We start from the raw sequence: 13849 nt of genomic DNA, 5'->3' as shown, positions 1-13849 counted from the left end.
CCGACCCTGGCGGCTGCGGGAAAAGTTCCATGCCCGTTGCCTGGCGCCGCTTTTCCGGCAGAAGCCCGCCCCATGGCGGGGTTCTCCGGGTAAACTGCGCACACCGTCAACTTTCGCCCCCGCCCTCATGGTCCAAGAACTCACCGCCGAGCAGATCCGCCAGGCCCTGCAAGGCATCAGCGTGCCGCCGCAACCCCAGATCATGGTCGACCTGCAGATGGAGCAGGTCATGCCCAATCCGGACCTGAAGAACATCGCCAGGCTGATCAGCCAGGACCCGGGCCTTTCCGGCGCCCTCCTGAAACTGGTGAACTCGCCGTTCTTCGGCCTGGCCAACCGCATCACTTCGATCCAGCGCGCGGTGAACCTGCTGGGCAGTCGTTCGGTGATCAACCTGATCAACGCCCAGTCGATCAAGGGCGAGATGAGCGACGACACCATCGTCACCCTCAACCGTTTCTGGGACACCGCCCAGGACGTGGCCATGAGCTGCCTGAGCCTGGCCAAGCGGGTCGGCTACGAGTCGGTGGACGAAGCCTACGCCCTCGGCCTGTTCCACAACTGCGGCATTCCGCTGATGCTCAAGCGCTTCCCGCACTATATGGCGGTGCTGGAGGAGGCCTATGCCGCCGCCAGCGACGAGCGCCGGGTGGTGGACACCGAGAACCGCGTGCTGAACACCAACCATGCGGTGGTCGGCTACTACACCGCGCGTTCCTGGCGCCTGCCGGAGCACGTCTGCGAGGCGATCGCCAACCACCACAACGCGCTGTCGATCTTCGGCGACGAGTCGGCCCGCGACACCCAGCTGAAGAACCTGCTGGCGATCCTGAAGATGGCCGAGCACATCTGCGGCTCGCACCGGATTCTCGGCAACCAGCCGGAAGACCACGAGTGGAACAGCATCGGCGCGCTGGTGCTGGACTACGTCGGGCTCACCGACTACGACTTCGAGAACCTCAAGGGCTCGATTCTCGAGCTGGGCGTCGGCCAGGGCAGCTACTGACTGGCCGCGCCGCGGCGCTTCCTGCTAAGGTGCCGCGGTCAACCGGATTGCTGCCGCCATGCCCGAACTACCCGAAGTCGAAACCACCCGCCGGGGCATCGCCCCCTACCTCGAAGGCCAGCGCGTCGAGCGCGTGATCGTGCGCGAGCGGCGCCTGCGCTGGCCGATCCCCGAAGACCTGGACGTGCGCCTGTCCGGACAACGCATCGTCAGCGTCGAGCGCCGCGCCAAGTACCTGCTGCTGGGCGCCGAGGCCGGTACGCTGATCAGCCACCTGGGCATGTCCGGCAGCCTGAGGCTGGTGGAGAGCGGCACCCCGGCCAGTCGCCACGAGCACGTCGACATCGAGTTGGCCTCGGGCATGGCCCTGCGCTACACCGATCCGCGGCGCTTCGGCGCCATGCTCTGGAGCCTGGCGCCACTGGAACACGAGCTGCTGCGCAACCTCGGCCCGGAACCGCTGACCGACGCTTTCGCCGGCCAGCGTCTGTTCGAGCTGTCGCGCGGGCGGAGCATGGCGGTCAAGCCGTTCATCATGGACAACGCGGTGGTGGTCGGGGTCGGCAACATCTACGCCAGCGAAGCGCTGTTCGCCGCCGGCATCGATCCGCGCAAGCCCGCCGGGAGCATCTCCAAGGCGCGCTACCTGCGCCTGGCGGAGGAGATCAAGCGGATCCTGGCGATCGCCATCGAGCGCGGCGGCACCACCCTGCGCGATTTCGTCGGCGGCGACGGCCAGCCCGGTTACTTCCAGCAGGAATTGTTCGTCTATGGCCGTGGCGGGGAGTTCTGCAAGGTCTGCGGCAGCACCCTGCGCGAGATCCGCCTAGGCCAGCGCGCCAGCGTGTACTGCCCGCGCTGCCAACGCTGAAGCGCCGCGCCGCGCATACTCTACCGCCACAAGAAGGGCCGCCACGGTGAGCGGCCTGCCATAAGAAAGGTGCACGATGTCCGGCAATTACCTGCCTCGCAACACCCTGGTCGAGTCGCTCGGCCATGCCATGCTGAAACTCTCCGGCTGGAAGATCGAGGGCCAATTGCCCGCGCTCGACAAGTTCGTGGTGATCGGCGCCCACCACACCTCGAACTGGGACTTCGTGGCCTTCCTTGCCGCCAAGTTCGTCCTGCGCCTGAACGCCCGCTGGTTCGGCAAGCACACCCTGTTCAACGGCCCGCTGGGCGGCCTGATGCGGCGCTGGGGCGGTATCCCGATCCAGCGCCACCTGAAGCTGAATACCGTGGACCAGGCGATCCAGGCCTTCCGCGAGCACCGTGAGTTCATGCTGATCATCGCTCCGGAAGGCACGCGCAAGAAGGTCGACCGCTGGCGCATGGGCTTCTACCACATCGCCCGTGGCGCCGGCGTGCCGGTGGTGCCGGCGGCGCTGGACTACGAGAACCGGCGGATCGTCATCGGCGAACCCTTCTGGCCGACCGGCAACGAGGACGACGACCTGTGCAGCCTGATTGGCTTCTACCGGCCGTTCATCCCGAAAAAGCCGCACTACGCATTCCTCGGCGATTGAAGGCGGTCACGCTGGCACTACCCGCAGCGCTGTTATAGTTAGGCGATATCTGCCCAACCAAAAACCAGAAAGGACCGCCTCCATGAACCTGTTTCGCACCACCGCGCTCGTGCTGGCGCTGACCACCGGGCTCTCGTCCATGCCCGCGCTGGCGGATGCCGTGCAGGAAAACGCCAGCGGCGACCCGATGTACACCGTCGAAGCGCCCCCCGCGTACGCCATGATCGGCGATCTGCTCATCGCCCGTCCCTTCCTGATCGCCGCCACGGCCGTCGGGGCGGTGGCCTTCGTGGTCAGCCTGCCGTTCACCGCGGCCAGCGGCAGCGTCGGCAAGGCCGGCCAGGCGCTGGTGGTCGATCCGGGCAAGGAAGCCTTCGTCCGTTGCCTGGGCTGCACCACCAGCGGCTATAACCACGACGAAAGCTGAGTTTCCAACGGAATGAAAAAAAGCCGGTCATCGACCGGCTTTTTGTTTTCTCGATGCATTGCAGGGGGCACGGAGATTGGGCTAAGTCTTTTCTTCCGCCACGGCAGGCGGCAGCTATAGCGCCGCATCGGCCGATGACAGATGTTCCGCACGGACCGTTCGCGGCACTTGATCGGACTCTCCGATGGTGACAGTGTCCTGCTGACCAGCAAGGTCACAAGGTCGACCAGGGGTGGCCGACCGACTCAACCAAGATAAGGATTTCGCGTATGTTCAGTCAGTGGGTGTTCCTGTCCGTCCTTGCTCTTGCCGTACCCTCGTTCGCCTGGGCGGAGGACGCGGTGTCCGACCTCGCCAAGGAGCAGTCCAAGGCCGAGCAGGGCGACAAGCGCGGCGATGAACTGTTCGCCGAATTCACCCGCCTCCGCCAGGCCGCCGAGACGGGGGAGCCGCAGGCGCTGTTCGATTTCGGCGCCTACTTCTACCAGCAACAGAACTACGCCAGCGCGCGCGAATGGTGGGGCAAGGCGGCCGCTGCGGGGATGGTCCGCGCGCAGATCCAACTGGCCATGCTCTATCGCGATGGTGACGGCGGGCCACAGGACAAGACCGAGGCGGCACGCTGGTTCCGGAAGGCCGCGGAGCAGGGGGATGCCGCCGCCCAGAATGAAATGGGCGTTCTCTACTGGAGAGGCGAAGGGGTCGACCAGGACCGGGTGAAGGCCGGGACCTGGTTCGAACGTGCGGCGGCCAGCGGTAGCGAAGACGCCGAAACCAATCTGGGATGGTTCTACCTGGACGACTCGCAAGGCGTCTATTCCGCCACTTCAGACGAGGAAGCCGCCCTGCTGGACCGTTATGCCGGCAGCCGGGAAAAGGCCTTCCAGTGGTTCTGCAAGGCTGCGACCCAGGGAGATGCCCGTGCCCAGTTCAAGGTGGGCGAGGCCTACTGGAACGGTTCCGGTGCCGGGATGAACAAGCTGCAAGCACGGCTCTGGCTGGAAAAGGCCGCACAGCAGCAGGATGCGGATGCCATCGCCTGGCTGGAGAGCGCCGCGAACGCAGCCTGGTACACCCGTTTGGAAAACTGGATTCACGCTGCGCTGGATGGAGAGCTGTCCGGCGTCGCCGACTGCTCCGGTGTCGCCGATCGCCGGCACTCCGGCCGAGGCATGGAGGGCGCCTCGTCTGAACCGGAGGCGGTGGAAGCCAGTGCGGAGGATGCGCAACAGGCGGCTGAAGCGGCGAGCCAGTGAGGCCCGCCGCCTGGATTGCCAGCCGGACTCGTCGGCGAGACGTCTACGCGTGGGCCGGGGCGTCCTGTCGGTCGAGGAGGACCCGGCCGGTCATCGATCGGCTTTTTCTTGTTCAGGGGGTGTAGCGGTATTTCGTTTCCACGTCCTGGCGCTTCTGCGCCAGCGTGGCGCCGTCCAATGCGCCGTTGTCGGCCAGCCGTTGCAGTTCGTCGAAGTCGCGCTGGCGCAGCTTCTCCAGGTGCACCCGGGTCGCGGTGTAGTTGATGCGCTGGGATGCGTCGTAGCCGCTCACCGGGTCCCAGAGGATCGACAGCGGCCAGAACAGCAGGTTGACCACTCCGAGTCCGTAGGAACGGCCGTAGAAGGAGCCGCCGCCGGGGAGCAGGCCGAGGGCCGCGCCGGTGCCGGGGGATTTCTCGATGACCGCCAGGTTGCGGGCTTCGTAATACTCAAGTTCGGCCGTCTGCTGCGAGTTGAGGCCGCTGGCGCAACCGCTGGCGAGGGCGAGGGTGGAGGCGATCAGGAGGGGACGAAACAGCGACATCGGGTTTCCTTGCTTTTGATTATCCAGTATCCGTGTGAGCCGCCTGCGCGGCGGCGCGCAAGCTAGCATGGATGGATGTCAAAAGGCCATCATCGATCGCTGGTATCCGCGTTTTTGAGCGCTGTCTCTCGTTTCGCCGCTCTCCTGGGGTTCAGTGCGCCTGGGGCTGTGCCTGCATCTCCGGGGAAAACGCCGAATAACCGATCCCGCGCGGGTCGCTGGCGGCGTCGACGCGGCCGCTGCGCTTGTCCCAGTAGAGCACCTGCTGGTTGCCGTAGCTGCGCTCCAGGCGTTTGAGCTGATAGCCGCGCCGGCGCAGTTCGGCGGCCTCGGCATCGCTGAAGGCGCGCGGTTCGTACTCGACGACGTCCGGCTTGTACTGGTGGTGGTAGCGCGGCGCGGCAACCCATTGGCCGACCGGGCGGCCGTCGAAGTACTGCAACATGGAGATCAGCACCATGCTCGGGATGCGGCTGCCGCCAGGGGTGCCGAAGGCGGCGAAGTCGGTCGGGCTTTCCAGGAAGCTCGGGCTCATGCTCGACAGCGGGCGCTTGCCGGCCGCCACCGCGTTCGCCTGGCTGCCGGCCAGGCCGTAGCTGTTGGCGCCCTGGGTGTCGGCGGCGAAATCGTCCATCTCGTTGTTCAGCACCACGCCGGTACCGGGAACGGTGAAGGCGGCGCCGAACGGCAGGTTCACCGAGAGGGTGGCGGCCACCGCGTTGCCCTGGGCATCGATCACCGCGAAGTGGGTGGTGTGGTCGCCTTCGCGCCAGGCCGGCGCCTCCGGCAGCGCCGAGCTGGGCGTGGCGCGGCGCGGGTCGATGCCGGCGGCAAGGCGCTTCAGGTAGTCCGGCGCCAGCAAGCTGGGCAGCGGGTTGGCGACGAAGTCCGGGTCGCCGAGCAGGCCTCGATCGCGGTAGGCACGGCGCAGGACCTCCAGCACGTAATGGGCGCGCTGTACCGGCTCGGCCTTCTGCCACGGCAGCTGTTCCAGCATCTGCAGGCTCTGCGCCAGGGCCACGCCGCCGGCCGAGGGCGGCGGTGCGCTGATCAGTTCGCGGCCGTTGGCCAGCTTCACCTCCAGCGGGCGGCGTTCGATCACCCGGTAGTCGCGCAGGTCGGCCGCGCTCCAGATGCCGCCGCCGGCGCGGACCCCGGTGAGCAGCTTGTCCGCTGTCTCGCCTTCGTAGAAGCCGATCCGCCCGTAGCGCCCGAGGCGTTCCAGGGTACGTGCCAACTGCGGTTGGCGGAGCAGGTTCCATTCGTCGGGGATTCCGCCCTTGTCGAGGAAGATCCGCGCGGTTTCCGGGTCCTTGCGCATCGCTTCCAGGCGCATGGCGGCGCGGTCGCGGTAGACCCGGTCGACGGATACGCCATCCACCGCCAGGCGGATCGCCGGCACCAGGTTGTCGGCCAGGGGCTTGCGTCCGTAGCGGCCGCTCAATTCGACCAGCGCCGCCGGCAAGCCGGGGATCGCCGCCGCCAGCGGGCCGTCGACGGACAGCCTGGGGTCGACCTTGCCGTTGCGCCGGTACATGTCGGCGTAGGCGGCCTTCGGCGCGCGCTCGCGGGCGTCGAGGAAGCGATAGGTCGGCTGCGCGCCGGCCTGGCGCAGAAGGAAGAATCCACCGCCGCCGAGTCCCGAGCCGTAAGGCTCGGCTACCGCCAGGGCAGCGGCGATGGCCGCCGCGGCGTCGAAGGCGTTGCCGCCATTGGCCAGGGTTTCCAGGCCGGCGACGGTCGCGGCCGGATGCGGCGTGGCGACGGCGGCCTGCTGCGGTGCGTGGGCGTCGCCGCGAAAGCTGTCGGCATGCGCCGCGAGGCTGAGCAGGGACAGGCCGCAGGCGGCGACCAGGGTACGGACGGGCAGGTTCAGGAAGGACATGGCGGCTCACTGTTCAGCGGCGTTCGCGGGACGGGACCGCGAACGCCTCAGACTGGATTGCCAAGGATAGCCAAAAGCGCGTCGGACGGGGCGCGAACCGTCCCTGAAGGACAGGCGCCGGCGGGGATCAGGCCTTGCCGGTGATCTTCCGGTATTTCTCCATCAACTGGTCCTTGCTCTCGACATTGGCGTCGTCGAGGGGAATGCAGTCCACCGGACAGACCTGCTGGCACTGCGGCTCGTCGTAGTGGCCGACGCACTCGGTGCAGAGATTGGGATCGATCACATAGATTTCTTCGCCTTGCGAGATCGCGCCGTTCGGGCATTCGGGTTCGCAGACGTCGCAATTGATGCAATCGTCAGTGATTTTCAGGGACATCTAACAACTCCAACCGCGACGGACAGCCACGGCATCGGTAACGGGAATAGCGGAATTGTGCCGCATCGGCGCCCGCAGTGCACGCGGGGCGCCGACGGGAGGCCGGCGGAGAGATGCGGATCAGCGCTTGAAACGTTCCGCCAGGGCGTCTGCCACGGCCGGATGCACGAACTTGCTGATATCCCCGCCGAGAGCGGCGATTTCCCGGACCAGCGTCGAGGAAATGAAGGAATACTTCTCCGACGGGGTGAGGAACATGCTTTCCACGTCGGGGGCGAGCTGGCGGTTCATGTTGGCCAGCTGGAACTCGTACTCGAAGTCGGAAACCGCGCGCAGGCCGCGGAGGAAGACATTAGCCTTCTGCTCCTTGACGAAGTGCGCCAGCAGGGTGGAGAAGCCCACCACCTCGACGTTCGGCAGGTGCTTGGTGACCTCCTGGGCCAGCGCCACCCGCTGTTCCAGGCTGAACAGGGGGTTCTTCTTGGGGCTGGCGGCGACCGCGATGATCACATGGTCGAAAAGCCGTGAAGCACGTTCGATCAGATCGCCGTGACCCTTGGTGATGGGATCGAAGGTGCCTGGGTACAGCACTCGGTTCATCGCTACGTCCTGGCAGGGTTTCGTAAGGGAATCGGATGGTAGCGCAGGGATGCCCGTGCGGCCAAGACGCACGGGCCATCGGCCTTTAGCCCATAGGTCTGATGGCGCCGGGCCGGCTGCCGCGGCGCGCGGCCCGCCCGGCGGCGGTTCAGGCCCTGGCCAGGCGTTCGGCCAGCGCGCTGGCCAGTTGCGCGGTAAGACCGTAGACCGAGAGCTGCGGGTTGGCGCCGATGCTGGTAGGGAACAGCGAGCCGTCGTGGATCGACAGGTTTCGCAGGTGGTGATGGCGGCCGAGGCTGTCGGCCACCGCCACGGCCGGGTCTTCGCCCATGGCGCAGCCGCCCATGACGTGGGCGCTGCCCAGGCGCGTGCGGTAGATCTCCAGGCGCAGGCCGTCGATGATCCCGCGCGCCTCCTGCAGGTTCTTCGCGCTACGCGCGTCGCTGTGCACCGGCCGCACTTCCCGGGCGCCGGCGGCGAACTGGATCTCCGCCATGGTATGGAAGGCACGGCGGATACCGTCCCAGGTGTAGTCGGTCATCCGGTAGTCGAGCACCGGGGTGTCGTCGCCGCGCAGGCCGACCGAGCCCTCCGCGCTGTCCGGGTGGAAGCCGTCGCGAAGCAGGGCGAGCATCATGTTGGTATGCGGTAGCTGTTCCATGCGCAGGGCGTTGTCGCTGCCGAAGCCGCCGAGCAGCACCGAGGCCAGCGACGGTTGCAGCGGCGGCACCTCCAGTTTGTAGGACATGCGTCCGGTGACACCGTCGTCCCATTGGAAATGGTCGGAGTAGATCGACTGCGGTGCGCCGTAGAAGGGGTTGATCACCCGGTCGAACAGCCCCGCGCTGAAATTCACCGTGTGCAGGAAGGTGCGCTTGCCGACCCGCTGGCTCGGATCAGGCGCCTTCGAGCGGAGAAGAATCGCCGGGGTGTTGATGCCGCCGCCGGAGAGCACGTAGTGCCTGGCCCGGACCCTGATCCGGCGGCCGTTGGGAGCCACGCAGCGCTCATCCATGCCCAGGCATTCGAGGCCCGTCACCTTGTCGCCATCCAGCAGCAGGCGGTTGGCGCGCGCCAGGTAGAGCAGCTCGCCGCCCTTGTCGAGGGTCGCCGGGATGGTGGTGACCAGCATCGACTGCTTGGCGTTGACCGGGCAGCCCATGCCGCAGTAGCCGAGGTTCCAGCAACCGAGGACGTTGCGCGGGATGACCTTCCAGTGATAGCCGAGCTTCTCGCAGCCCAGGCGGATCACGTCGTTGTTGGCATTCGGCGGCAGCGCCCAGGGCGCCACGTGCAGGCGCTGCTCCATTTTCTCGAACCAGGGCGCCATGTCCTCCGCGCTGTGGCCCTTGACCCCGTAGACCTGGGCCCAGTGCTGCAGGGTCGGTTCCGGGGTGCGGAAGCTGCTGGTCCAGTTGATCAGGGTGGTGCCGCCCACGGCGCGACCCTGGAGAATGGTGATGGCGCCGTCCTTGCTCATCCGGCCGATGCCTTCCTGGTACAGCTCGGGGTAGGCGTCGGCCTCCTGCATCTTGAAATCGCTGCTGGTCTTCAGCGGGCCCTCTTCCACCAGCAGCACCTTCAGGCCGGCGGCGCTGAGGATTTCCGCGGTGGTGCCGCCGCCGGCGCCGGTGCCGACCACGACCACGTCGGCCTCCAGCTCCAGGTCGGCGTCCAGGCGCGAGCCGTTGTAGGTTTTCCAGCCGCGGGCGAGGCCCTCGGCGAACAGATCGGGTACAGGCATGAATGCACTCTCAGGCTAGGCGGCTTCGGGCTCTTCGTATTGTTCCGGGGGCGGCTCAAGCGATCTTCGGCGGTCCGGGATAGCCACAATGGGCCCACGCCTCGGGGCGGGCGTACCAGGCCATCATCGCCAGTTGCATCAGCGAACTGTGGCCCATCCGCAACAGGCCGATGAAGCTGTTTTCCCAGCGCGAAAGGAATGCCCGAACGTCGTCGCCGCTGGCGTTCTCCCAACTGCCCCAGATACCGGTCAGCGGGCCACGGGTGAGCGGCAGGGCGAGCACGTCGAAGAGTTGCTGGGTGAGCTTGAACATCTCCGGGGAGAGCCGCGCCAGGTTGTGGTCGAGGCTCTGGATCGCGCCCTCCACGGCTTTCGGCATCTGCTCGGCGGAAACCGCGCCGAGCAGCATCACCGGCAGCAGCGCACGGAGGAACGGCAGGTCGGATTCGCGGACCTTTTCCAGGCCGCTCGCCGGTTTCTCCGCCGAACAGCCGGTGAGGCTGGCGGTGACGCCCGCGGTGGCGAGGAACGCGCCGCCGATCAGGCCGACTTTCATCAGGCTGCGTCGGGACAGGCCGGCGCTTTCGAGAGTGGTGTCGCTCATTGTTGTTATGTCACCTGCAGCGTAGGAATGAGGGGGCGCCGCACGCGCCCCGGTTCAGCGCACGAACAGCTTGTAGACGAGCTTCTGGATCGACTTGCCGTAGGGCGGGTAGATCATTCGCGCGGCGTTGAAGCGCGGCTTGCTGAACACGCCCTTGGCCTTGCTGAAGGTGAGGAAGCCTTCGTGGCCATGGTAGTGGCCCATGCCGGAGGGACCGACGCCACCGAACGGGATGTCGTCCTGGGCGACATGCAGCAGGGTGTCGTTCAGACACACACCGCCTGAGTGGGTCTCGTGCAGCACGCGCTGCTGCTGCGCCTTGTCGTAGCCGAAGTAGTACAGGGCCAGCGGTCGCGGGCGCTGGTTGACGTAGGCCAGGGCGTCTTCCAGGCGCTCGTAGGGGATCACCGGCAGCAGCGGGCCGAAGATTTCCTCCTGCATCACTTTCATGTCGTCGCTGACGTTCAGCAGCAGCGTCTGCGGCAGGCGCCGTTGCTGGCCTTCGGCGAACAGCGGGACGAGGGTCGCGCCCTTCTCGCGGGCGTCGTCGAGATAGCCCCGGAGGCGGCCGAGCTGGCGCTCGTTGATGATCGCGGTGTAGTCGGGGTTGTCCGAAAGACGCGGGAAGAAGCCCTGGACCACCTCCTTGTACTGACTGACGAATTCCTCGACGCGCCGGCTCGGTACCAGCACGTAGTCGGGCGCGACGCAGGTCTGCCCGGCGTTGAGGCTCTTGCCGAAGGCGATCCGCTCGGCGGCGTCCTTCATCGGCACGCTGTCGGAGACGATCGCCGGCGACTTGCCGCCCAGCTCCAGGGTGACCGGGGTCAGGTTCTCGGCGGCGGCGCGCATCACGTGCTTGCCGACGCTGGTGGCGCCGGTGAACAGCAGGTGGTCGAACGGCAGCTTGGAAAAGGCCACGCCGACGTCTACCTCGCCGAGCACCACGGCGACCTGGTCCTCGGGGAAGATCCGCGCCAGCAGGTCCTTGAGCAGGCGCCCGGTGGCCGGGGTCGACTCGCTCATCTTGATCATCACCCGGTTGCCGGCGGCGAGGGCCCCGGTCAGCGGGCCGATGGAGAGGAACAGCGGATAGTTCCAAGGCACGATCACCCCGACCACGCCCAGCGGCTGGTACACCACCTGGGCCGAGGCCGGCTGGAATTGCAGGCCGACCGCGCGGCGCGCGGGCTTCATCCATTTCTTCACGCGCTTGGCGGCGTAGTGGATGCCGTGCAGGCTGGGCATGATCTCGGCGAGCAGGGTCTCGTCGGCGGAGCGCGCGCTGAAGTCCCGGTCGATGGCCTCGATCAGTGCCTGCTGTTCCTTGAACAGCAGGTCGCGCAGGGCCTTCAGCCACTGCACGCGCTGCGTGGCGTCGGGCATCGGCTGCGCCAGGTAGGCGGCGCGCTGGCGGGCGAAGAGGGCTTCGAGCTGGTTGATTTCCTGCTGGCTCTGCTGCAGGTAGGCGATATCGGCGACCATGGGCTGGCTCCTCGGCGAAGCGTGGGCGGCTGCGTGGCCGCGCGTCTGTCGTTGTGGCGGACCTGGTTCGGTCCGATGAATTTCGCTGCGTCGCTGGATTTCTAGAGTAAATACTCTAAAGTGTCAAACAGCATGCCTGCCAGCCCGGCGCTTGCGTACCCAACGAAAGGCGGGCCGGTCGCCGGCCGCCACCCCGGGGGCTGACCCGGGCGGCCAGCTTTGTGTACCTTCTACGCTGTCACGGCGGGGCGCGCCCCGCACTGTTACCCGAACGAGCCCGTCGTCCCCATGGCACCACGCATCAAGACCCGCGATCGCATCGCCCAGGCCAGCCTGGAACTGTTCAACGCCCAGGGCGAGCGCAGCGTCACCACCAACCATATCGCCACCCACCTGGGTATATCGCCTGGGAACCTCTACTACCACTACCCGAACAAGCAGGCGATCATCGCCGAGCTGTTCGCCGAGTACGAAAGCCACGTCGAGAGTTTCCTGCGCCTGCCCGAAGGGCGGGGTCTGACGGTGGACGACAAGACCTTCTACCTGGAAGCGCTACTGGCCGCGATGTGGCGCTACCGCTTCCTCCACCGCGACCTCGAGCACCTGCTGGAAAGCGACCCGGAGCTGGCGGCGCGCTACCGCGCCTTCGCCCAGCGTTGCCTGGTCAACGCCAAGGCGATCTACCGGGGCTTCACCGAGGCCGGCATCCTGCGGATGAACGAGACCCAGCTGGAGGCCCTGACCCTCAACGCCTGGATCATCCTCACCTCCTGGGTGCGCTTCCTCTGCACCACCCTCGATCTCGACGGCGACCTCAGCGAGGCGCAACTGCGTCGCGGCATCTACCAGGTGCTGGCGCTGGAGAGCGGGCACATCGAGGCGCAGGCCCAGGATGCGGTGGACGGGATTTCCGAGCGGCTCTACGTGCCGCTCTGATCGCGCAGGGTTTTCTCCAGCACCTGCTGGATGTGGATGCCGTGGCGGCGGAAGAAGGCTTCGGTACCGAGGGTGGCGTCGGTGAACAGGTAGGCGCCGCGGTGATCCTCGGCGAAGCGCCGCAGCAGGGCTGCGCCGACGCCGCTGCGCTGTGCGCCGGGCAGCACGGCGATTTCCGCCAGCCAGACGCGAATCGGTGTTTCTTCCTCGGCGCGCAGCAGGCCGACCAGGCGGCCGTCGCGTTCGGCCAGCAGGGAATAGCCGGAATGCTGGTACAGCGTGCGTAGCTCGGCAGGCGGCATGCGCCGGTCCCAGCCGACCGCCGCGTGGATCGCCAGGATCGCCTCGCAGTCGGCGTCGTCGAGCATCGGGTTGTGCCGCAGCGTCAGTTCCATTCGCCCCCCTTTTTCCTTCAGCCTGTTCCTATTCTGCCGCCCGTCGCCGGACGCCGGCCAGCTCAGTGCTGCCGCAGGCGGGCCTCCAGCCAGTCGGGGATGCGTCGTTCCAGGTAGTAGGTGGGCTGGCGCGGAGAGCCGTCGACGAAGCCGACGTGACCGCCGCGGGCGTGCAGTTCCAGCTCGGTGCAGGGTGCCAGTTCGCTGCGATCGGGCAGGCTGCGGGCGAACACGAAGGGGTCGTCGCTGGAATGGATGATCAGGCTCGGCGTGCGGATGTCCGGCAGGTAGTAGCGGCTGGACGCGCGCCGATAGTAATCCCTGGCGTCGGCGAAGCCGTGCAGCGGCGCGGTGACCCGGCCGTCGAAGTCCCAGAAGGTGCGCATGCCCTCCAGCGGACCGAGACGTTGCAGGGCGGCCAGGCCTTCCGCCTGGCCCTGCTCGCCGAACAGCCGCTGCTTGTCCTGCACGTAGGCCAGCATGGCCTTCATGAAGTGCGCCTGGTAGACCCGGGAAAAGCCCAGGCCGATGCGGTCGGCGCACTCGTCCAGGCGGAACGGCACCGACACCGCGACGCCGCCGAGCAGCGGGCAGTCCCCAGCGGTTTCGCCCAGGTACTTGAGCAGCACGTTGCCGCCCAGCGAATAGCCGACCGCGTACAGCGGCGCTTGCGGGCGCCTGGCGCGCAGGTGCGCGACCACCTCGGCGAGGTCGTCGCTGACCCCGGAATGGTAGCCGCGCGGCAGGCGGTTCGGCTCCCCCGAGCAACCGCGCCAGTTCAGCGCCACGCTGGCCCAGCCGCGCTCCAGCAGGGCGCGCTGCAGACCGAGGATGTAGTGCGACGAGGATGACCCGGTGAGGCCGTGCAGTGCCAGCACCAGCGGGGTTTCGGCATCGTGCGGGCCGGCCCAGTCGAGGTCGATGAAGTCGCCATCGGCCAGCCACAGGCGTTCGCGCTGCCGTTCCAGGGTCGGCCCGCGGCGGAAAAACGGGCTCCACAGGGTCTGCAGGTGCGGATTGGGCAGCCACCAGGCGGGCTGGAAGGTCGGGGACGCGGTCATG

15 protein-coding genes are annotated in these 13849 nt (G+C 67.2%); 6 read left to right on the top strand and 9 right to left on the bottom strand.

Annotation, left to right across the window (positions count from 1 at the left end; all coding sequences use genetic code 11):
* Positions 1-181: 181 nt before the first annotated feature.
* From FOC67_RS24185 to FOC67_RS24165, 5 genes are all read left to right on the top strand, one after another.
* Positions 182-1006, top strand: coding sequence for an HDOD domain-containing protein (locus tag FOC67_RS24185; RefSeq protein ID WP_003128920.1), 825 nt, complete (start codon positions 182-184; stop codon positions 1004-1006).
* 58 nt (positions 1007-1064) lie between these two features.
* On the top strand, positions 1065-1877 hold the full coding sequence (gene mutM / locus FOC67_RS24180) for a bifunctional DNA-formamidopyrimidine glycosylase/DNA-(apurinic or apyrimidinic site) lyase (protein WP_003102876.1): 813 nt from the start codon (positions 1065-1067) through the stop codon (positions 1875-1877).
* Positions 1878-1953: 76 nt separating this feature from the next.
* Positions 1954-2532, top strand: coding sequence for a lysophospholipid acyltransferase family protein (locus FOC67_RS24175; protein ID WP_003110410.1), 579 nt, complete (start codon positions 1954-1956; stop codon positions 2530-2532).
* A gap of 82 nt (positions 2533-2614) precedes the next feature.
* Positions 2615-2959 (top strand): hypothetical protein, encoded by a 345-nt coding sequence (locus tag FOC67_RS24170; protein ID WP_003084452.1) that lies wholly within the window; start codon positions 2615-2617, stop codon positions 2957-2959.
* A 269-nt stretch (positions 2960-3228) separates the two neighbouring features.
* Positions 3229-4215, top strand: a complete 987-nt coding sequence (locus FOC67_RS24165; RefSeq protein WP_003110409.1) for a tetratricopeptide repeat protein — start codon at positions 3229-3231, stop codon at positions 4213-4215.
* Positions 4216-4327: 112 nt separating this feature from the next.
* On the opposite strand, the gene FOC67_RS24160 is transcribed toward FOC67_RS24165, so the two are convergent.
* From FOC67_RS24160 to FOC67_RS24130, 7 genes are all read right to left on the bottom strand, one after another.
* Positions 4328-4759 (bottom strand): hypothetical protein, encoded by a 432-nt coding sequence (locus tag FOC67_RS24160; protein WP_009315050.1) that lies wholly within the window; start codon positions 4757-4759, stop codon positions 4328-4330.
* Between the two features lie 151 nt (positions 4760-4910).
* Entirely contained in the window at positions 4911-6644 is a 1734-nt protein-coding gene (gene ggt / locus FOC67_RS24155; RefSeq protein WP_009315051.1) for a gamma-glutamyltransferase, read from the bottom strand.
* A gap of 127 nt (positions 6645-6771) precedes the next feature.
* On the bottom strand, positions 6772-7023 hold the full coding sequence (locus FOC67_RS24150) for a YfhL family 4Fe-4S dicluster ferredoxin (protein WP_003084462.1): 252 nt from the start codon (positions 7021-7023) through the stop codon (positions 6772-6774).
* 120 nt (positions 7024-7143) lie between these two features.
* The gene (gene coaD / locus FOC67_RS24145) at positions 7144-7623 is read right to left on the bottom strand and encodes a pantetheine-phosphate adenylyltransferase (RefSeq protein ID WP_003084466.1); all 480 of its coding nucleotides are present in this window, start codon (positions 7621-7623) and stop codon (positions 7144-7146) included.
* A gap of 148 nt (positions 7624-7771) precedes the next feature.
* The gene (locus FOC67_RS24140) at positions 7772-9367 is read right to left on the bottom strand and encodes a GMC family oxidoreductase (protein ID WP_003128925.1); all 1596 of its coding nucleotides are present in this window, start codon (positions 9365-9367) and stop codon (positions 7772-7774) included.
* A 55-nt stretch (positions 9368-9422) separates the two neighbouring features.
* The gene (locus FOC67_RS24135; protein ID WP_003084486.1) at positions 9423-9971 is read right to left on the bottom strand and encodes a hypothetical protein; all 549 of its coding nucleotides are present in this window, start codon (positions 9969-9971) and stop codon (positions 9423-9425) included.
* 54 nt (positions 9972-10025) lie between these two features.
* Positions 10026-11456 (bottom strand): coniferyl aldehyde dehydrogenase, encoded by a 1431-nt coding sequence (locus FOC67_RS24130; protein WP_003102868.1) that lies wholly within the window; start codon positions 11454-11456, stop codon positions 10026-10028.
* Positions 11457-11744: 288 nt separating this feature from the next.
* On the opposite strand from FOC67_RS24130, the gene FOC67_RS24125 reads away from it, so the two are divergent.
* Positions 11745-12392, top strand: coding sequence for a TetR/AcrR family transcriptional regulator (locus tag FOC67_RS24125; RefSeq protein WP_003084488.1), 648 nt, complete (start codon positions 11745-11747; stop codon positions 12390-12392).
* On the opposite strand, the gene FOC67_RS24120 is transcribed toward FOC67_RS24125, so the two are convergent.
* Positions 12377-12787 (bottom strand): GNAT family N-acetyltransferase, encoded by a 411-nt coding sequence (locus FOC67_RS24120; protein ID WP_003084489.1) that lies wholly within the window; start codon positions 12785-12787, stop codon positions 12377-12379. The genes FOC67_RS24125 and FOC67_RS24120 overlap by 16 nt on opposite strands.
* A gap of 62 nt (positions 12788-12849) precedes the next feature.
* A complete protein-coding gene (locus FOC67_RS24115) occupies positions 12850-13848 on the bottom strand; it encodes a hydrolase (RefSeq protein WP_003084490.1) in 999 nt (332 codons plus the stop codon).
* Position 13849: the final 1 nt, after the last annotated feature.

The sequence above is a fragment of the Pseudomonas sp. FDAARGOS_761 genome (assembly GCF_013343155.1).
Taxonomy (GTDB): Bacteria; Pseudomonadota; Gammaproteobacteria; order Pseudomonadales; family Pseudomonadaceae; genus Pseudomonas; species Pseudomonas aeruginosa.
The sequence above is the reverse complement of the archived record's forward strand: the minus strand, read 5'-3'. Positions and strand labels throughout refer to the sequence as shown.